Below are 20,447 nucleotides of genomic sequence, written 5' to 3' on the forward strand. Positions count from 1 at the left end.
AAAAGGGGCTGCGAATATAAAAACTTACCAAGCTGATTATCAATACATTCCACAAAACTACCCCTAAAATGGGCCTATTTTCTTCAAATTTTACCCTCAAAATGGGCCTAAAAAAGCATAATTTTACCCCCAAAATGAGAAAATTTTGTACAGAAACATTATAGAAGAGCTAAATGACTGGAAAATAAATTCGCACCGGAAACCGCTCATATTACGAGGGGCAAGACAGGTTGGGAAGACTACTATCGTTAATATGTTCGCTCAATCATATCAGCAATATATAAATCTGAATCTCGAATTGAAGGAAGATGCAGCGCCCTTCAGAAATTATAAAAACATCAGCCAACTTGTAGAACAACTGTTTTTTTTGCGAGATAAAGACATTGAAAAACTTAGTGACACATTATTGTTCATTGATGAAATTCAAGAGGTGCCTGAAGCTATTAATATTCTGCGTTATTTTTTTGAACAGGTGCCTAATCTCCATGTTATAGCTGCAGGGTCTTTGTTTGAAACGGCAATAAAAGGAGATATAAAAATTCCTGTGGGAAGAGTTGAATACAAAGTTGTACGGCCAATTTCGTTCGATGAGTTTCTTCAGGCCAATGGAGAAAAACTTGCATTAGAACAATACAGGAAAATACCAATGGATGAATATGCCCACGATAAATTACTTACCTTATTCCATACATATACCCTGATAGGAGGTATGCCTGCAGTAGTGGACCATTATTTAACTCATAGAAATCTTACCGCATTAAGAACAATTTACGAATCACTAATTGTTTCGTACATAAATGATGTGGAAAAATATGGCCGAACGAATAATTTGGTACAAGTTATCAGGCATGTAATACAATCTTCTTATTTTGAAGCTGGGAATCGAATAAAATTCAACCATTTTGGAAATTCTAATTATGGATCAAAAGAAGTGGGAGAAGCGATGAGAACGCTGGAAAAAGTAATGTTATTGCATTTGTTATATCCCACTACGAACACTTCCATCCCCATTGTTCCTGACTTTAAAAAATCACCAAGATTACAATTATTGGATACCGGAATGATGAATCATTTCGTGGGGCTTCAAAAAGACATTATTGGAACAAGCAATCTTGACAACATATATCAGGGAAAAATAGCTGAGCATATTGTAGGTCAGGAATTACTCGCATCCAAATCAAATGTTTTAAACAACCTTAATTTTTGGGTGCGCCAAAAAGCGGAAGCAACGGCTGAACTGGATTTTGTAATACAACACGATGGATTAATTATTCCGATTGAAGTAAAATCAGGCTCCAGTGGTACATTAAGATCATTGCATCTTTTCATGGATGCTGCACCCCATCGTTTTGCAGTAAGACTATATAATGGAAAAGTAAAAGTTGATACAATTACAACCCCAACAGGTAAGGAATACTTATTGCTTAACCTTCCTTACTATCTGGGAGCTCAGATTGAAAAATACTTAACATGGGTGAAAACATTATAATTGTGATACCCATCGAATTCGATGGAATTAAAATCGGGGTTATTCAACTGCCCTGTTACAGTAGGCGCTACCTAATTCACCTCCAGGTTTATGATAGGGCCGGGCACACAACAAAAAACACCCCCAACCAACGTCAGGGGCGCTAAGGAATCTCAACACTTAATGAAGACTAAACTAACGGACGGTTCATCATAGATCAGCTCGTTTATTTATAAATTAATATCCATAACCTTGTTTTTCTTTCGGCTCTCCTCGGCCATGAAACCCATAATATGACTTTCGATACTTTCATCGATGGTAGAGGTTAACAGCTTCGGATTTTGCTGCGCTACAGCCTGTACAAAATCATGCGCCAGCAACCAGTCGCCCCCGCCATGTCCATTGTTCTTATACCCTTCCACATCTTCTGCAATGGGCACCAGTTTGTTGCTTTTGCCGGTCCTGAAATCGGTGACCACCAGCTCAGTCATATCCCCTACCATATCGCCCATAGACCCCATAACACGCGTGCGGCGTCCGCCATAGGAAGTGAACGCTTCCATGGAAAAACTGGCGGTAACGTTATCGCCAAAGCGAATGTTGGTGATATAATGATCGGGTTGGTCATTCTCCATACGGTAAACACAACGGCCGTAATTGGTGGTGCGCAATTTCTCCATAATGGCTTCGGCATGTTTTGTTTTATCATCGGGCAGGTCGAATACCCCCGTGCGTTGGCGCTTATCGTAATACGACCTGATGGCTGAATACGGACAGGTTCTTTCAACCGTACAACCATCGGTACACCGCGCCGTACTGCCCGCCGGCGCATTTTCTTTTTTAAACCATTTGAGATCGCCCATAGCTACTATTTGTTTGGCCGGCTTGTTAATGACCCATTTTATGATATCCAGGTCGTGGCACGATTTGGCGAGAATGATGGGCGTTGTTTGTTTTGAGTTATGCCAGTTGCCGCGTACATACGAATGCGCCATATGCGTATGTTCAATAGGTTCCATATGCTGCACACTCATCACCTCTCCTATAGCGCCCTGTGCTATCAATTCTTTCATCTTTACAAAATATGGGGCATAGCGCAGCACATGGCATACCGCCACAATACGGCCTGTTTTTTTCGCCAGCGCCAGTATATCGCGGCATTCTTTTTCTGTTGGCGCAATGGGTTTTTCCAACAGTACATCATACCCCATCTCCAGCGCTTTCATACAGGGGGCATAATGCAAATTATCGGGCGTGGTAATAATAATGGCATCGGCAAATTTCGGCCGCTCAAAGATGCGCTCCCAGGTATCGACGCGGTTGGCATCGGCGATCTGGTGTAATTTTGCATACCGCTCGTTGCGAATGGGAATGGGTTCCGCCACCCCAACAATATCTAACAGGTTGGGAAATTTAGCGGCAAAGTTGCCATACACATTTCCCCGCCCACCGGCGCCGAGCGTAATGGCGGTAACGGGTTTGTCGACCGGTTTGTGTAAGGGATTTTTGGGCACCTCATATTCCACCGTTCCATCTGCCAAACGGGCCACAGCTTCTGACCCTATCACGGTAGCGCCTATGCTTAAACCCAACTGCTTTATTAGACTTCTTCTGTTCATGAATGAAAATTGATTGTTTTAATATTTATCCTTAGTACAGATCGTTTTGCGTCATATGCGGGTTGGCCAGCATCTCGGCCTGTGGAACCGGCCAGCGAAAATCGCGCGCTACATTGCACGAGCGCACCTCCACTTTTACCGGTTGATTGGTAGCCGGGTCAATAGCGCCGTATACCTGTCCGTTCATGACGTCGCCCAGGATGCCCCAGCGGCGGATATCATAAAAACGCGTTCCTTCAAATGCCAGCTCCGACTGGCGTTCGCGGCGCACCAGTTCGCGCAGCTTTTCTTTGGTATTGTATTTTGAAACATCTACCGGCGGCATGGCGGCACGGGCGCGAATGTCGTTCAGGTACCGCACCACATCGGGATCGCTCCATTTATCCGTTTCCACCAGCGCTTCCACATAGTTGAGCAAAATTTCTGCATAGCGAATGATCATATAATCGAGGGTGCGCGTGCCCGTACGGTCCTTGGGGTCAAGGTATTTGTTTACCCAGAAGCCGGTAGCCGTTGCATTTTGCGCACCCAGCCGGTCGAGGTTGGTTTGCGCGGCATCGAAAGGCTTCAGTACATAGGAAGAATAGGTTTGTCCCGGTAACAATACGGAGGCGGTCAACCGCGGATCGCGGTTGTTTTTGTAATTGGGATCTTTTTGATAAATAGCAATGGAATCGGGCCCCAGCTCCCAAATAGTTTTTCCCTGTTTGGTTTCGTAATTATTTACTACAGAAGCAGTAGGTGAAATAATTGTTTTTCCACCCACCCCCAGCGGCGCAAAGGTGAGCCACTGATTACCACCACTGGTATTCTCCTTGTAGAAGATCCTTTCCTTATTCACTTCTCCCGTGTACAGGAAAAGATCGGCATAACTGTTCTTTGGGTTCGAAACGGTCTTGTACAATTCATACACGCCGAGGTCGATCACCTTTTTGGCAGCGTCTTTGGCGGCATCATAATTTTTATAAAATAAAGCCAGCCGGCTGATGAGCGCCCAGCAGGTGCCTGCTGACACTCTTTTAAGATCGGCATTGGTATAAACAGCCGGCAGGTGATTGGCGCAGTCGGTCAATTCGCTTACCACAAAATTGTACACATCTGCTTCCGTATTGCGCTCGAGGTAACTTTCGGCCGGCGTTGCCGAGGTTTTTATAATGGGTATTCCGCCAAAGAACAGCATCAGCTCCATATGATAATAAGCCCGCAATGCCCTTGCTTCATACTTGTACCGGTTCTTCAGTGAATCGTCCATAAAACAATTGTCAACGTTTTCGAGAAAGCGGCAGGCCCGGCGAATGTCTTTAAAATCATCCTGCCAAATACCGGTGCCTACATCCCAGGTGGGGTTTTGCAATCCTTTTACATACGATTCGTAATCGCCGCGCGTACTTTGACGGGCAACTGCTTCGTCACTCAATGCCGATAAAAACATTAATTGCCGCCCCGATGATCCATCGGGCACACCTACATACACCGAATTAAGCGCATTGGTAGCGTCGGCACTTGTGTTCCACCATTCTTCATCGGAGATGGCGGTAGGGTGATCGTGTTCCAGGAATTTTTTACAACCGGAAAACAGCAGTGATCCGGCAACAAACGATATGATAAAAGTTATGGATCTCATATTGTGGCGAATTAAAATTGAATGTTACAGCCTATGGTATAGGTTTTCATAATTCCATATGTCCATTGGTTACCGCGGCTTTCGGGGTCGGTTAATTTAAGCCGGGTAAACGTGAGCGGGTTCTGGGCATTGAAATACAGTCGCATAGCGTTGATGCCTGCCCGCTTTGTAAAGGCCGAGGTAAGGTTGCACCCCAGCTGAATATATTTCACGCGCACATAGGCGCCGTTCTGGAACCAGAAATCGGACGACAACTTATTATTCGCCGGTGCGGTTGACAGGCGGGGAAAGCGCGCGCCGGTTCTCTCCGGTGTCCAGTAATTGGCTGCGTAATATTTTGTGGGCACGCCGCCGTCTTTGCTTAAGTCCAATGGTAATGCGAACATATCGAGCAATACCGCATCGCTTTTGTTAGTACCCTGTAATAAGAATTCCAGGTCAATTTTTTTATAGGAGATCCTGAAATTCGAGAAGTAGTTCAATTGCGGAACCGGGTTGCCCAGGATCGTCTGGTCTTTTGCGTTGATCTCTCCATCGCCGCTGAGGTCAAGGTATTTGATATCGCCGGGCGCTGCATTGGGCAGCACCGGCACCACTGCTTTGCCTGTACCGTCAAAATCGCTCGCTTGCAACAAACCTGCGGTCTTATACCCATACAAACTGCCAATGGCGCTGCCCACCTGGTTAATGGTGGTACCGGTTGAATTTATATACGGGCCGGCCACCAGGTTCAAAATGGTATTGGTATTGTACGAAACGCCGGGCCTTACGGAGAGGCGAATATTTTTTGAAGGCTTTGCATTGTAATTCATCGACAGCTCCCATCCTTTGTTCTGCACCCGGCCAGCATTCACCGGTACCTGGTCTTCAAAACCACCTACCAGCGGTAAGGAAGGATTCAGAATAATATTGTTGGTTGTTTTGTTGTAATAATCAACCGTGAATTCGAGCCTGCCGCCAAACAAACCTATGTCGGCCCCGGCATCGGCCATATGCACGGTTTCCCAGGTAATATCGGGATTGCCATAAGTGGTTTCAACACCACTCGAAGAATTGATGAGGGTTTGGTATTGGTATAAACCAATATTCTCATTTCCTAAATACCCGTAAGATGCCCTTAATTTAAAGTTGTTGATAAAACCCACTCCTTTCAGGAAGTTCTCATTATGCACATTCCAGCCAAGCGCAAACGAAGGAAAATAGCCAAACCGGTGGTTGGGGCTGAACCGGGAAGAGCCATCGGTACGAATAGTTCCTTCGACCAGGTATTTATTCTGGTATGAATAATTCAGTTTGGCATAGCCCGAGATCATGGACGATACATCCCAGTCGCCCGAATTGGTTTCTTCCTGCGAATACCCGGCCATGGCAAAGATCATATGGTCGCCCATAGTGAGGGTATAATCGGCATTGGCGCCCAGGTAATAATAGGTACTCCGTGCAGAAGATACGGAGCGTTGCATGGTCCAGGTTTGTAATAACTGGCCGGTGTAGTAATCAAAAAAGTTATAGGCATCGCGGGTATCGCGGGTGATATCACTGTTCAACCTGAAACTGAACTGACCGCGCAGGTTCAACCCCGGTAATACGCGCCATTTGGGCTGCAAATTAATGCTGGTTTGTCCGCTCTCATATTTATGCTGTCCGCCCCGCTCGGCGTATGCCACGGGATTAACAATATCAACATAGCGGCCGTAAATAGTTCTGCCATCTACTTCGGGATATTTGGGTAGAATGGTGGGTGGAACGCGGTACACATCTTCGAGCAGGCGGTTACCATTGTTACCTGCGGTACGGTTAGGCGTAAGGGTATTTCTTTTAATGGCCAGCATGTCGAGGTTAACGGTGAAATTCTTACTCAGCGTTATAGACGTATTGGCCCTGATGTTGAACCGGCCGGTATTGTTTATCGGCAGCATGCCCTGTTGGTACAGGTAATTACCCGTGAGGGCAAAACGGGCCACGTTATTACCACCGCTTACTGAAAGTGAATGGCTGGTTATTGGCGCGTGTTGATCGATGACTTCATTGATCCAGTTGGTATTGGGATAACGCACGGGGTCAACGCCATTCATGGTATTGATGATATCACTGTCGCTATAGGAAGGCGCTTTACCGGCATTCACCTGTGCTTCGTTGTACATACGCATATACTCAGGCGCCTCCACCACTTTTGGTAAATAGGTGGGCGCCTGTATACCCACATAACCATCGTAGGTAACCGATACTTTACCGGGTATACCTCTTTTGGTGGTAACGACAATTACGCCATTGGCGGCGCGGGACCCATAAATGGCAGCGGCGGCGGCGTCTTTGAGCACGGTAACACTTTGCACCGTAACCGGGTCAATGAAGTTCATATCCATGGGAATACCATCGACCAGGATGAGCGGATTGCTATTACCCAGTGTACTGATGCCCCTGATCTTGATGGCAGCCGCATCGCCGCCCGGCAGGCCCGAGCTTTGCGTTACCTGCAAACCGGTAACCCCACCCTGCAAACTTTGCGATAAGGTGGTAATGGGCTTACCGGTAATATTCGACGCCACATCGAGTGTGGCCACCGAACTGGCAATGTGTTTCTTTCTTTGTTCCGACAAACCAACTACTACAACCTGGTCGAGGTCGCTCACATCTTCCTTCATGGAAATATTCAGTGCATTGTCGCTTTTTGAAACGGTGTATTCAACCGGTTTAAAACTCACCCTCGAGAAAACAAGTACATCGTACCGGCTCACGTGGATAGTAAAGTAGCCATCTGCATCGGTGGTGGCGCTAACGGAAGCCCCTTTCACTTTAATGGTAACCCCCGGCAATGCCACCGGCGGTTCATGGGTATCGTATACCCGGCCCCTGATGGTAAGGGAAGAGTCGCGGCGGTTGACAGTAGTAGTTACCACCGCTGCAGGCGTACCGGTTACCGGCAGGCCTTTGATAACCGCTGCCGGATCGGGCAACGCGGGTGTGGCGGTCATTACTTCCTGTTTAGGGGTAATGATTATTTGCCGGCCATTGATGGTATAGGTTAGACCGGTTTCATTGAGCGCCAGGGTAAGCACATCGGCCACAGACGCGTTCTTTATTTCAAAATGAACCGTCTTTCGCAATTCTTTTTTTAGCAGTTTGTCGCGGTAAAAAATAAGATAATCAGTTTGCTTTTGAATGGCCTCAAACAATTCGGGTAAGGTGGCGTGTTGCAGATTCAAATCAACACGCGTGTTCTGGGAATAAGTTTTTGCTGAAACGCTCAGCATGCCAAGGAACAGTAAATAAACAGTGAACCTGATCTTTAAAAATAGCAGGTTGGTATGCCCCCTACCGGGACATTTGCAGCAGTTAATTTTCATACGTTAGCGGTTAGTTAACAATGTGGTTATATAGTTTATTTTCTTACAGCCAGTTTTTGTTGGTTTGGTAAATACATATAGGAGGTGCCAAGGCACACCAGGTTCATGACTTCGTCGATACTATTTTGCAGATCGAGCCGGCCCGAAAATGTTTCATCACTATGGGCCAGCACACTGGTGTTTATTTGAACGTCGTAATACCGCGACACCCGTTTCACGATTAGTTCCAACGGCGCCTGTTTGAAGATGAGGTAACCCATTTTCCACGACACATATTCCTCGGTATTGACCGATGCAACGGCGATATTTTGTGCACCGGTTTCAAAGCTGCCGAGGTTACCCGGTACCAGTTGTTTGGTGAGCGTGCCGCCGGCACTTTTAGCACTGAGGGCCACGCTGCCTTTTTCCAACACCACATTACTTTGCACGTCGTCGTCATAAGCGCTTACATTAAACCGGGTGCCCAGTACATTTACTGTTATATTTTTTGTGAGCACCGAAAAGGGTTTGGCAGCATCGTGTTTAACATCGAAATAGGCTTCCCCGGTTAATTGAACCCGGCGTTCATTACCGGTAAACGTGGTGGGATACTTTATGGAAGAAGCGGTATTGAGCCATACGAGGGTACCATCGGCCAGGGTTAGCTGCACCATTTTAATTCCCCGCGGAACCGTTAAAGTATGATACGCGACGGCGCCCTTGTTGTTTACAGTAGAATCGTACGTAATACGGTTATCGGCCAGTTTTATAATATTGACAGCACCGTGACCGGTCACCCGCCCGTTCCCGGTTTTATTTAATTCTATTTGCTCTCCATTGGCCAGGGTTATAAAGGCGCCGGTCTTTTTGGGCAGGGTTGTTTGAACAGGGGGCGTGGAAGCTGTTTGGCTGGAACCATTTTTTACCGCCGCTTTTCTCCCGAAGTAAAACAACCCCGCGCCCAGCAGCAACAGCAGGATAGCAGCCGCCGCCGCGCGGTAAAATAATAGTTTGTAGGTCCTGGAGGCAGGGGGTTGAACCGCCTTTAGTAACCGGGTGCGCACCCGGTCGCTGATGTGGGCAGGCACTTCCGCATTTGAGTCCATCGCTTCCTGGAATTCAGCCTGTAGCTGCTTCAATAACAGCCGGTTAGCCACATCCTGCTGAAGCCATTGCAGCAGCTCCTCCACCTGTTGGGGGGAGCAGGCATTATTCAGGTAATTCCCTAAAAGCCGGGTATAATATTCATTCATTTCCGCCATGGTCAATTGTATATAGCTACACAGTTTATATGGTACATAACATGCTCATCGCACGCATAATATCACTAATGTAGTACATATAATATCCCGAATGGCGGGTGGAGGGTGGGTGCCGGTGAAAAAAAAAGATTTTTAGCCCAGGATAAGCTGCTGAGCGGCGGGGAGTTCTGAAATGAGAAATAATAATAACATAAACTGTGTGGGGGTATCGCCGTATTGGTCAAGGTGTTCGCGGATCAATTTCATGGCCAGCACCATATGTTCCTTTACAGTGTTGCGCGAAATGCCCAGCGCTGCGGCCACCTGTTCATAGGTCATGCCTTCTTCGCGGCAAAGTTTGAACACCTTCTGGCGTTGAGGTGGCAGGCGATCGATGGCGGCTTGTAACAATTCCTGGTATTGTTGCCACAGCACTTTGAGGTCGGCGTCGGCAACCGATTGCGCAAACTGCTGCATCACCTGCACCCGCAGGTTTTCGTCGATGGCGATCTTCTTTAATAGTTTGAAAACACTGTTGCGGCAAATACGGTACAGGTAGGCTTTGAAAGAAAGTGCGGGATCGATGCGGCTCCTGATCTCCCATATTTTGAGAAATACGTCCTGCAAAACATCTTCAGCAATGGCAGGAGATTTAACAAAGCGAAGTACATAATGATACAGGGGCTGATGGTACTGGTTGTATACTTCCAGGAATGCATCGCTGTCGCCCTTTTGCAATCGCTGTATTACACTTTGCTCGTAATATGTACCGGGTGTTGTAGACACTTTATTAAGTGTCTAAAATAGGGAATTTGGGGGATTAATGCACAGGTTTTGAACCCGTCAAAAAAAAGAGGCTGCACCATTGCTGATGCAGCCCCTGCTCTCAATTATAAACGCTAAATCTAAAACCCGGTGTTTATGGCACCGCAGGACGAATGACCATTGCCTGCCCACCCTTAGCCCTGATATCAAAATGGATTACATCTCCTTTTTTAACGGTCATGGCCGTTTTGCGGATACCGCCTGCTTCATCATCCTCATATACCGTGGCGATATATTTTTTTCCTTTACTCAGAAAATTGAGTGGCAGATTACTTTGCCAGTCGGTTAACCCGGCAGCACTTCCCACAAACCAGGTATTCCCTTTCCTGCGGGCTACCGTAATATTTTTGCCGATTTCGCCCAACAGGTAATGCGATTCATTCCATACGGTTGGAACGTATTTGAAAAATTCGATCTCTTCTTCATTCGTATAATCGGCCGGCTTGCCATACCAGAAACACGACTGCAGGGGGCTGAAGTAAATAACGGTGAGTGCCAGTTGCTGCGCCTTGCTCACCGTGAGCTTATGGCTATAGCTTTCTTTTATATTGGGATAACAAAAGGTGTAATCGGCCGCGCCGCCAATAAAACGGGTAAAAGGCAGTACGGTATTATGAAAAGCATCCGGTGTATTTTCATTACCGCGTATACCTTCCTGCGTTAGCAGGGCCGGATACGTTCTGCTTAACCCGGTAGGTTTATAATTATCGTGGATATTCAGTACAAAACCATACTCATTCACTTTTTTGATCGCCCCCGAAAGCCAGTTCAATCCCTTTTGCGTTAAAGCATCTACAAAGCCGAACTTCATGCCCGCCACACCCCAGTTTTTATACAGGGGAAGCAGGGTATCCAGTTTTTGTTTGAGCCCAACATAGTTCACATAGAGGATCACCCCAATGCCTTTTTCTTTTCCATGTGCAATAACGGCAGGCATATCAATTTGCGGTATCGGCTGGGTAGGGTCTGAAACGGTATTAAATTCGGCGCCATACCAACCGGCATCGTACATGATGTACTGCAGGTTATGCGCTGCGGCAAAATCAATACAATCGAGGCCGCTCTGGGTAGTGAGCACCACAGACCTGATGAGCTTGCCAGGTTGCACGCCCGCAGGAATGCCATTGGCCGGTGGCGGGTTTAACTGTAAACCAAGCTGGCTGAACTGGTGCAGGCCGATGGCAGTTGGGGAAACACTGATCGTTCGCCAGGGCGTAAGTTGGGCGTCAACTATATGTACAGCAGTATCCCGGACATAAGCAACTTCCAGGCTATGCGGGGCTGTTCCCCTTTTCAATTCAGCCTTTGTAAAATGATCGTTGGCTGCTTCCCCTATACTGAGATACCATTTGCCATTGGTAAGCGTAGCGGGAAGATCGCAGGTTCGCCGGAATGAATCTATTGTAACAGGGGTAAAAACCGATTCGGTATTATACTGGTATAAAGTATACGGCCCGGTGAACTGAAAGCTTGTTTGCTCCTTTTTTATACTATTGACGGCCGGGCTCGTCTTACTCAATTGATACCTGAATGCCAGGCTGCCATTGTACACCCGGGCAATAAAATTATAATGGATGGAAGGCGCCACGCACGACAACATCAATTCATTATAATCATTGGTTATGGTGTCGCTTTCGCCAAGCGGCCAGGCAAACCGTTGCCGGTTGCTGCGCGCAGCTTCATTGATAATGGTTACCGGTTCAACTACGTTGTTTGATGGCGTTATACCCAACGCCGACCAGTCAATAACCAGCTGTCCGCCAACAAACAGCCGGTAAAGGAGTTGTCCGCTCTTACTTACACCTGTTTCAATACCAGTGCTTCTGTCAGGAGACAACGCCTTGTATACTTTCGCTACCTGTGCATGGCCGGTTTGCCCTAGTATAACCAGGAGCAGCAGGCAGCATGTTGCTTTTATTTTTATCATAATATTTGAAAGCTTGAAAATTTTTACCCGTTGCAATCGGGTAAAGCGCGTTCGCTTTTTTCCGGAGTTAAATTTTGGCCCGCCAAATTTCCACAACTGATCACTCCTGAACTACCACTATATTGACTGCAACCGATGCTTATTTTGCTTTGACCGCCTTAGATAAACTTTACTTTATAATAATTTTATAAATCAATTGGTGTATCCTACTTTTATTTAAAATGGTGATTCAAACTATTTCAAATGATCATTGCCGATACTAACGAGAAGGACCTGTTGAACCAATTGATCATCGGGGATGAAGCTGCTTTCAGACAAATTTATCTTTTATACAGCGGAAGGCTTTATGGGAATATACTAAAGCTGGTAAAATCAAAAGCTGTTGCAGAAGAAATTCTTCAGGAGGTGTTTATTAAAATATGGGAGCACCGCAGGCACATTGATGTAAACCAGTCTTTCCGCTCCTATCTTTTTCGAATTGCCGAAAACAAGGTTTGCAATTTTTATGTGAAGGCCTCGCGCGACAGGGCTCTCATCAATACACTTACCGGCATCATGAGCAGCAACTATTCGCACGTTGAAGAAGCCATTGTTTCGCGCGAACAGGCTGCTTTTCTGCAGCATGCCATCGATACCCTGCCGCCCCAACGCAAACAGGTATTTCAATTATGTAAAATAGAAGGCAAAAGCTATGAAGAAGTAAGCGCGCTGCTGGGCATTTCCACTTCCACCATCAGCGATCATATCGTAAAAGCCAACCGGTTCCTGAAAGAATATGCCCGCAAAAACAAAGAGCTGATCATTATCCTGGTCCTGATCTTATTTACCAACGATGGAGGGCCTTTATAACCCACCCCTTTCTTCCCCCTCAAAAAAAAATTTTCATCCGGAGCAGAGGAAATTTCCTGTTGCATGGTATTAGCATACACCGAAACGTATACCTATGAAAGAAAATGCAGCAGAACTATTTGCCCGCTTCCTGCAAAACAACTGTACGGAAGCCGAAACGGCGTGGCTGATGCATGAGTTTGCCAATGCCGAAAATGCCGCCGCATTACAGGACCTGGTACGCTGCCAGCTGGAAAACAATTCAGCCGGCCAACCTTATACAGAAGAAATTGAAAAGATCTATGAAGGCATTGATTGGCATATAAGGCAGAAAGCCCGGGTTCGCCGGCTGGGTAGAACGATTGCCATAGCTGCTGCTGTAACATTGTTGATTGGCGCCGGAACTGTTTACCTTTTCAATAAAGAAAATAAAAAGGTTAGTACAGCAAACAACCCGCCGGCTTTACGGGTAAAAGACTTTGCGCCGGGCAGCGAAAAAGCGGTGCTTACCCTGGCCAACGGCAGCAGCATACCGCTTGACACCAGCGGCATGCCGGCCAATGCCAACACCCCCCACTTCACACAACGCGACAAAGGCATCCTGGTTTACTCAGCTGCCGGCAAACAGGAAAAAACAGGTTACCATCTTTTAACTACCCCCAGGGGTGGCCGTTACCGCCTCATTCTTTCAGACGGCACAAAAGTGTGGCTCAATGCAGCCTCCTCCCTCCGGTTCCCCACCAACTTTACCGGCAGCCAGCGTACCGTAGCCGCAAGCGGTGAGGTGTACTTTGAAGTAGCCCATAACAATACCCCCTTTATAGTAAAGAACGGTTCGGCAGAAATAAAAGTACTGGGCACCCATTTCAATATAAATGCCTACCCCGAAGAAAGGGAAATGAAAATAACGCTGTTTCAGGGAAAAATAACGGTGAGCAACCATGCCACTGCAGACTCGATTTTACTAACCCCCGGTGAGCAGGCAAAAGTAACCACGGCAACCGGGCGCATAACGGTATTACCTAATGCAGATACAACAAGCGCCATGGCCTGGAAAAACAATTTATTCTATTTTAATAAAGCCGGTATAAAAACCATTATGCAGCAAATAGGCCGTTGGTACGATATAGACATAAGCTATGAAGGAGCTGTTCCTGCACGTACGTTTTCCGGAAAGATCAGCCGCAACACCAATGCTTCTACCGTGCTTAAAATTCTGGAACAAAGCAATATTCATTTCAGGATTGAACCAAAACGGATTGTTGTAATTCCCTGAGCCATAAAAACCGGGTTCCCCTAGCAGCGGAAACCCGGCAACTATTGGACCGGGCCAATTAATCAATACGATAGCTACCACCATTATTATTCATTCACCCAAACCAGGTCCCGGGGTAACCGGGATATGCAAAGTAATGCAATTAACAGCGCTTTGTATTCGCTCCGCAAGCAGGAAGGAACGGAGTACAATCATTAAAATCCTACGAATTATGAAACTCACTATTTTATTACTGATCGTAAGTGTTCTTGAAGTAAACGCCAGGGGGTTTTCGCAGAACGTTACCCTCAATGAAAAAAATGCACCCCTGGAGTCGGTATTTCAAAAAATTGAACAACAAACCGGTTATTATTTCTGGTATGAAGACAACATGCTTGGTATAGCCAAAAAAGTTAACCTGGTGCTGGACCAGGCGCCACTCACCGAAGCATTGAAACGCTGCCTCGAAAACCAGCCGTTCTCCTATACCATTGTTGACAAGACCATCATCCTGAAAGAAAAAATTGAAACGGGGAAACCTGTAGCTGAATTACTGATAGGACTGGTACTGGACGAAGGGGGCACTCCACTGACAGGCGCATCGGTTAGTTTGAAAGGCACTACCGTTGCAACCAGGACCGATAAATCGGGACGCTTTAGCATCCCAACAAATGGCAATGAAACGCTGGTAATTTCCTATGTTGGTATGACCACACAGGAGATCCCTTTAAACGGGCAAAAAACCATCAGGATAGTTTTGCTGAAAGCCGTTGATGAACAACAGGAGTTTGTACTGGTGGGCTATGGTTCTCAAAAAAAGCAGGCGGTAACGGGCGCTGTTGCTTCCGCCAATTTAAGATCGTATCAAAATGTTCCGGTCAATAATATCCTGGAGTCAGTTAAAGGAACTATAACGGGTCTCAATGTAGGCGGCACCAATAAAGCAGGCGATCTCCCTTCTATCTCTATCAGGGGCCAGAACTCGATCAATGCCGGTACTACCCCATTGATCGTTGTTGACGGGGCCATTTTCAGGGGATCATTGAATGACATTGCGCCGGCCGATATTGAGAGTTTTACGGTACTGAAAGACGCCAGCGCCGCCGCCGTATATGGCTCCCGGTCGGCCAATGGTGTTTTATTGATCGAAACGAAAAGGGGCAGCAGTATCAATGGCAAGCCCCGGTTCGCTGTTAATGTGAGTTATGGCAACACCCATGAATTGAAGCCGCTAAAAGTATATGATGCACCAGGATATTTGCAGAGGGTGCTCGATATAAGAACAGCAAATGGCTTAACAGCCGACCCGAATAATATTATCGCCTACCTGCAGCCAATAGAAGCTACCAACTATAACGCCACCCCCGATCATCAGCCAACATTGAATGACCCATACAATTTATTCAGACAGAACGGCCAGTCGTTAAATGCAACGGTAAGCGTTGCCAATAAAACCGATAAAACCGAGTATTATATCTCCGGAAACATAATCAAACAAAAAGGCGTTATTATAAATGACCAGTACAATCACTACTCTGTAAGAGCAAGGATCTCGACCGATCTAACAAAGTGGTTTAAATTAGGCCTTAATTCCTATTACAGCCTGAGAGACTACCCCGGTGCAACCATATACGGACAGAGTGGCGGCGGAAGTTCAAGCAGTCCATACCAGTTCAGCCCCTACGCTACTTTAAAAGGGCCCGACGGCAATTACCTCCAGTTTCCACAAACCACTACTTCTTTTAATAACCCTTACTGGCAAATTCCCAATCAGAGCTATAACCGGCAAAACAATTTGAACGGCATTGTAACCGCTACCATAAAAGTTCCCTGGATAACCGGGTTATCTTATAACCTCACCACATCCATAACACAGAACTGGAATGAGAACGGGGCGTTTTACGGTTTGCAAACGGTAACGGGATTGCCCAAAAACGGCACCGGCGATGCCAATTATAGCAGGAGCACCAACACGTTAATTGACCAGTTGATAAAATACAGCAAAACATTTGGCGACCATTACATTGACGCCACCTTACTGTATTCTACAGAAGATTATAAGTTGTTCTCGCAAAACGCGCATGGAGAAAACTTCAATGACCCATCATTGGGTGTATATGGCCTCAGTAATGGTAAAACTCAAACAGTTACCACCGGCGGCTCAAAAACTGCGGCCACCGGCGAAATGGGCCGCTTAACCTACAGCTTTAAACAAAAATATACGGTAACAGGAACGATCAGGCGCGATGGGTTTTCGGCATTTAGCGAGAATCACAAGTATGGCGTGTTTACATCAGGCGGCGTTAACTGGAACATTTCGAAGGAAGCGTTCCTGCAGCCGGTAACGCTCATCAATAACCTGGCAATAAGAGCGTCTTATGGCAATACGGGTAATCAGTCCATATCACCCTATGGTACATTGGCAAGAATGGGCAACGCGCTTTATTACTATAACGGCGCCTCATTTGTTCCCACCGAGTTTATAAGCAACCTGGGCAATACCGACCTGAAATGGGAATATACCCAGGGGATGGATTTTGGGGTTGATTTTTCTGTTTTAAACAGCCGCATTTCGGGCGTTATTGATCTGTACTCCAAAAATACCCACAACCTGATCTTTCCGCTTGCGATCCCTTCCACTTCGGGGTTTACCACCATCAACAGCAACCTGGGTAAAATAAATAATAAAGGAATTGAGATAAGCCTGAGTACGATAAACGTAAAATTAAAAGACCTTATGTGGAGATCAGATCTTGCTTTTGCCCGCAACTGGAACAAGTTAATTACGGCCTATGGACCAGACCCTGTAACCGGTAAAGAAGCCGACCGGCCGTCGGGTAATTTGTTTATCGGAAAAACGCTGGGAACCATTTACGATTACAACGTGACCGGCATGTGGCAACAGGATGATAAAGACAATGGGGTCATCATGACAGGCATGGCTCCCGGAACCTATAAATTGCAGGATGTAAACGGAGATGGAAAGATAACGTCAGACAGTGACCGGGTGTTTATCGGCGATAATAAACCCGCCTATACATGGGGCTTTACGAATACGGTCAAATACAAAGACTTTACCCTGATGGTATACGTATATTCCATGTGGGGTGGAAACAAACATTTCCTGTCGGGAAGCAATACACCGTATAACGATGGGTTTGCGAACAATGCTTCTATTAATCATATTGTGTACGATTACTGGACACCCACCAATACCGGCGCCCTGTTCCCCCGTACAAATTATGCGAACGCTGCCGCTTACAGAGGGGTTAAATACTTTGACAGAAGCTTTATAAAACTGCAAAAAATTGCTCTTACCTACGATCTAACGAAAATATTGAAGCCATATGGCCTCAACGGCGTTAGCTTTTCTGTGAGCGCAGATAATATTTTCACCCATGCTCCCCATTGGAAAGGACTTGATCCCGAAACCAACAGCGGCTTAACTGATGGTTCCATACCATCGATCAGAACTGTAATGGGCGTATTAAACTTAAATTTTTAATTCAATGACCATGAAAAAAATACTGATCGCTTTTATATTTATTTCATCATGCAGCCTGATCTCCTGTAAAAGATCTTTAACCGAAACACCGCTCGATTTTTACAGCCCGGAAAATTCCTATACCAATAAGGCCCAGTTTGAATCGGCCCTGGCAGATATATACCTGAAGGTTCGTACCTATTTTTATGCAAACACTGACGCTGCTGAAAATTATGACATGTTGGGGTATGATGCAGATTTCGCCGATAACCTGAACGGCACCAACAGTGTGATCCCCTTTTTCAGGTGGAATACCATTAATGCAGATAATAACTTTTCAAGTAAGTGGTGGGGGCGTTTATACAAGATCATTGCAGAGGCGAATGCCATTATTGAACGGGCCGACCTGCCTGCAGCCAAATGGGGATCTGATGCCGACAAGAATGCCATTGTGGGCGAAGCCCGGTTCCTGCGCGCTTTTGCCTACCATTTCCTGGCCAATATGTGGGGCGGTGTGCCGTTGGTATTGACCGAAACAAAGGCGCCGAAGTTCGATTATGTAAGGGCCGGCCAAACGGAGATCTACCAGCAATGTAAAGACGATCTCACCTTTGCCACCCAGTATATGATCCCCATAACCACTCAAACTATGGGCCGCGCTCCCCGCGAAGCCGCCTATAGCCTGTTATGCGAGATCAACATTTGCCTCAAGGATTATACAGGCGCCATTAAAGCCGCCGACGCGGTAATACAGGGCGGCAACTGTAAATTAATGACTGCCCGCTTTGGCAAATGGACTGCGTTCACCACCAATGCACCATTGTATCAGGGCCCTGCCAAACCCTGGGGCGATGTGTATTTCGACCTGTTCCAGGATGGCAATTTTAATTTTAAAGAAGGAAATGCAGAAGCGCTCTGGAATATAGAACAGAGCCCTACCATTCTTGGCGGCAATAACACAGATGTAAACGCCAGCGGCGGTTTTTTTGTAATGGAAAGGTGGTGGGGACCCAAGCCATGGGCGTTGACCGATTTGAACGATAAACCCAATTTTCTACAGGATACTTTAATGGGACGGCCCAATGGCGCTTTAACTGCCACCAAATACATTGACACCCTGATATGGCAATATAAGGGCGACTGGAATAATGATCTCAGGAACTCGCCTTTCAATGTTATTCGCACTTATTACTGGAGCAACCCCGCCGGTGCATTCTATGGCCAGCCCATTACAAGAGCCAATGTAAAAGACCCCGCGCTTTTCAGGGCCTACTGTGCGCCCACCTTTGTAAAAGGTGTTGGCGTTGTGCACTACAAAAAATTTCAGGATGCCACCAGTAAACAGTGGCACGACAACGGCAGAACTTATAAGAACTGGTACATTATGCGATTGCCCGAAACGTATTTACTGCGGGCAGAAGCAAAGCTGGCTGCAGGCGACCCGGGCGGCGCTGCCAGCGACATTAACGTCATTAGAACAAGGGCCCATGCCACCCCGGTTGTTGCCGGCGATGTTACCATCGACCTCATCCTCGATGAACGCGCGCGGGAATTATACATGGAAGAATTCAGATTAAATACGCTGATGCGGTTAGGTAAGCTCCCTGAGTATTTGAAAAAATACAATGGTGATGTAATAGCCAATGGTTATATCCCTGACCCTAAAGTAAATAAATTGCCCATCCCCAATTCTGTGATCCAGGCCAACACCGGTGCTGAATTAACACAGAATACGGGCTACTAAACAGCTTAACATGCGCTAAGGTTGAACAACTACCACAACCAGAAAAACCAGGACCCGGGATCTTTATCCCGGGTTTGTTTTTTAAATCAGGTTGTATGATAATTGAACACGTTGCTGCAAACGGAGATCTTCATGGGAGGCCCCTGTTAAAAATGCTTTTTCAGCACCAGCACCATTTCGCCTATAGACAGGCAGAAATTACGGCTGGCGGCGCTGCGTGGCAGCAGGCCATGGAGCGTGTTGACCACCGGCGTAAGCAGCCAGTGTTTGTATACATTGAATTGCGTATGAAAATAGCCGATGTTCAGCGCCTTGGCCGCTTTTTCATAATGAATGATCTTCCACCCGCTCTTGCTGGCCAGGTGCTGAAAGGAGCGGCGGTTGAAGTAAAAAAAATGTTCGGGTTTGTAGTGCGTCCAGCGTTTGCCCATGAGGTGGTGCGAAATGGCGGCGGTATCGGGCGTAACGATCAGCAACAGTCCATCGTCTTTTAACAGGGACCTTGCCTTGAGCAATGTTTCATGTGGACTGCGCACATGCTCAATGAGGTCGCTCATAACGATGGCGTCGAAAAAGTTTTCGGGGAAATGGCACTGTTCCAGCGTGCCGTTAAAGATGGCTTCGCTACCAAACTTCTTTTGTGCCATGGCGGCAGCCCAGGCTGCATATTCAACGCCATAGGGCGCCCAGCCACGGTCCCGGGCCGCTTCGAGCAGGTAGCCGGTGGCGCAACCTACATCGAGCAGGCGGCCCTGTTTTCCCAGACGTGCCAGCAGATCAAGGCGCAGTTCAAAAGTAGCCAGCTTCATTTGCCGCGTAGCTTCGTTGTCGGCATCGCCTTTCAACCCCCAGGCGGCGTAATAGCTTTCGGAGTATAGTTGTTGTAAGGCTTCGTTGTTCAGTTGCGGGAACAGGAACTCCGTGCTGCATTGTGTGCACCGCAGCACAGCGCGTTCGGTTCCCATTGGGTGTTTTGTTGCAATGGAGGTGGCGGAACAAACAGGACAATCCATAATTGATGAACAGTACGAAGGATTGTAGAGGTGGGTTGCTCCTGTTACTGGTTGCTCCTATTTTAGCGCGGCATTCATAAACCCATTTACGGC

The 20,447-nt window shown here is 46.8% G+C and carries 12 protein-coding genes; 5 read left to right on the top strand and 7 right to left on the bottom strand.

The features are described 5' to 3' along the window. Positions 1-145 precede the first annotated feature (145 nt). The gene (locus A3860_RS32045) at positions 146-1,489 is read left to right on the top strand and encodes an ATP-binding protein (RefSeq protein ID WP_216823557.1); all 1,344 of its coding nucleotides are present in this window, start codon (positions 146-148) and stop codon (positions 1,487-1,489) included. 209 nt (positions 1,490-1,698) lie between these two features. Here the strand turns inward: A3860_RS32045 and A3860_RS32050 are convergent, their stop codons facing one another. The 6 genes from A3860_RS32050 to A3860_RS32075 all read right to left on the bottom strand — a co-directional run bounded on the left by A3860_RS32050 (position 1,699) and on the right by A3860_RS32075 (position 12,030). After that, positions 1,699-3,087: a Gfo/Idh/MocA family protein gene (locus tag A3860_RS32050; protein ID WP_081154569.1), complete on the bottom strand. Its 1,389-nt coding sequence runs from the start codon at positions 3,085-3,087 to the stop codon at positions 1,699-1,701. Between the two features lie 31 nt (positions 3,088-3,118). After that, positions 3,119-4,711: a RagB/SusD family nutrient uptake outer membrane protein gene (locus A3860_RS32055; RefSeq protein ID WP_173820296.1), complete on the bottom strand. Its 1,593-nt coding sequence runs from the start codon at positions 4,709-4,711 to the stop codon at positions 3,119-3,121. An 11-nt stretch (positions 4,712-4,722) separates the two neighbouring features. Continuing rightward, positions 4,723-8,058 carry a TonB-dependent receptor gene (locus A3860_RS32060; RefSeq protein ID WP_081154574.1) on the bottom strand — a complete coding sequence of 1,112 codons (3,336 nt, stop codon included), beginning with the start codon at positions 8,056-8,058 and terminating at the stop codon, positions 4,723-4,725. 35 nt (positions 8,059-8,093) lie between these two features. After that, complete coding sequence (locus tag A3860_RS32065) at positions 8,094-9,299, bottom strand: FecR family protein (protein WP_081154576.1); 1,206 nt, start codon at positions 9,297-9,299, stop codon at positions 8,094-8,096. 132 nt (positions 9,300-9,431) lie between these two features. Next, entirely contained in the window at positions 9,432-10,064 is a 633-nt protein-coding gene (locus A3860_RS32070; protein WP_081154579.1) for an RNA polymerase sigma factor, read from the bottom strand. A 133-nt stretch (positions 10,065-10,197) separates the two neighbouring features. Further along, positions 10,198-12,030, bottom strand: coding sequence for a glycoside hydrolase family 97 protein (locus A3860_RS32075; protein WP_081154633.1), 1,833 nt, complete (start codon positions 12,028-12,030; stop codon positions 10,198-10,200). 243 nt (positions 12,031-12,273) lie between these two features. Here A3860_RS32075 and A3860_RS32080 point away from each other — a divergent pair, with 243 nt between their 5' ends. From A3860_RS32080 to A3860_RS32095, 4 genes are all read left to right on the top strand, one after another. Further along, positions 12,274-12,879 (top strand): RNA polymerase sigma factor, encoded by a 606-nt coding sequence (locus A3860_RS32080; protein WP_081154581.1) that lies wholly within the window; start codon positions 12,274-12,276, stop codon positions 12,877-12,879. Positions 12,880-12,973: 94 nt separating this feature from the next. Beyond that, positions 12,974-14,134 carry a FecR family protein gene (locus tag A3860_RS32085; RefSeq protein WP_081154584.1) on the top strand — a complete coding sequence of 387 codons (1,161 nt, stop codon included), beginning with the start codon at positions 12,974-12,976 and terminating at the stop codon, positions 14,132-14,134. A gap of 211 nt (positions 14,135-14,345) precedes the next feature. Beyond that, a complete protein-coding gene (locus tag A3860_RS32090; RefSeq protein ID WP_216823558.1) occupies positions 14,346-17,618 on the top strand; it encodes a SusC/RagA family TonB-linked outer membrane protein in 3,273 nt (1,090 codons plus the stop codon). 10 nt (positions 17,619-17,628) lie between these two features. Then, entirely contained in the window at positions 17,629-19,341 is a 1,713-nt protein-coding gene (locus A3860_RS32095; protein ID WP_081154634.1) for a RagB/SusD family nutrient uptake outer membrane protein, read from the top strand. Between the two features lie 146 nt (positions 19,342-19,487). Here A3860_RS32095 and A3860_RS32100 read toward each other — a convergent pair whose 3' ends face one another. Next, positions 19,488-20,306, bottom strand: a complete 819-nt coding sequence (locus A3860_RS32100) for a class I SAM-dependent methyltransferase (protein WP_158085431.1) — start codon at positions 20,304-20,306, stop codon at positions 19,488-19,490. Positions 20,307-20,447: the final 141 nt, after the last annotated feature.

It is taken from the genome of Niastella vici, assembly GCF_002077945.1.
Taxonomy (GTDB): Bacteria; Bacteroidota; Bacteroidia; order Chitinophagales; family Chitinophagaceae; genus Niastella; species Niastella vici.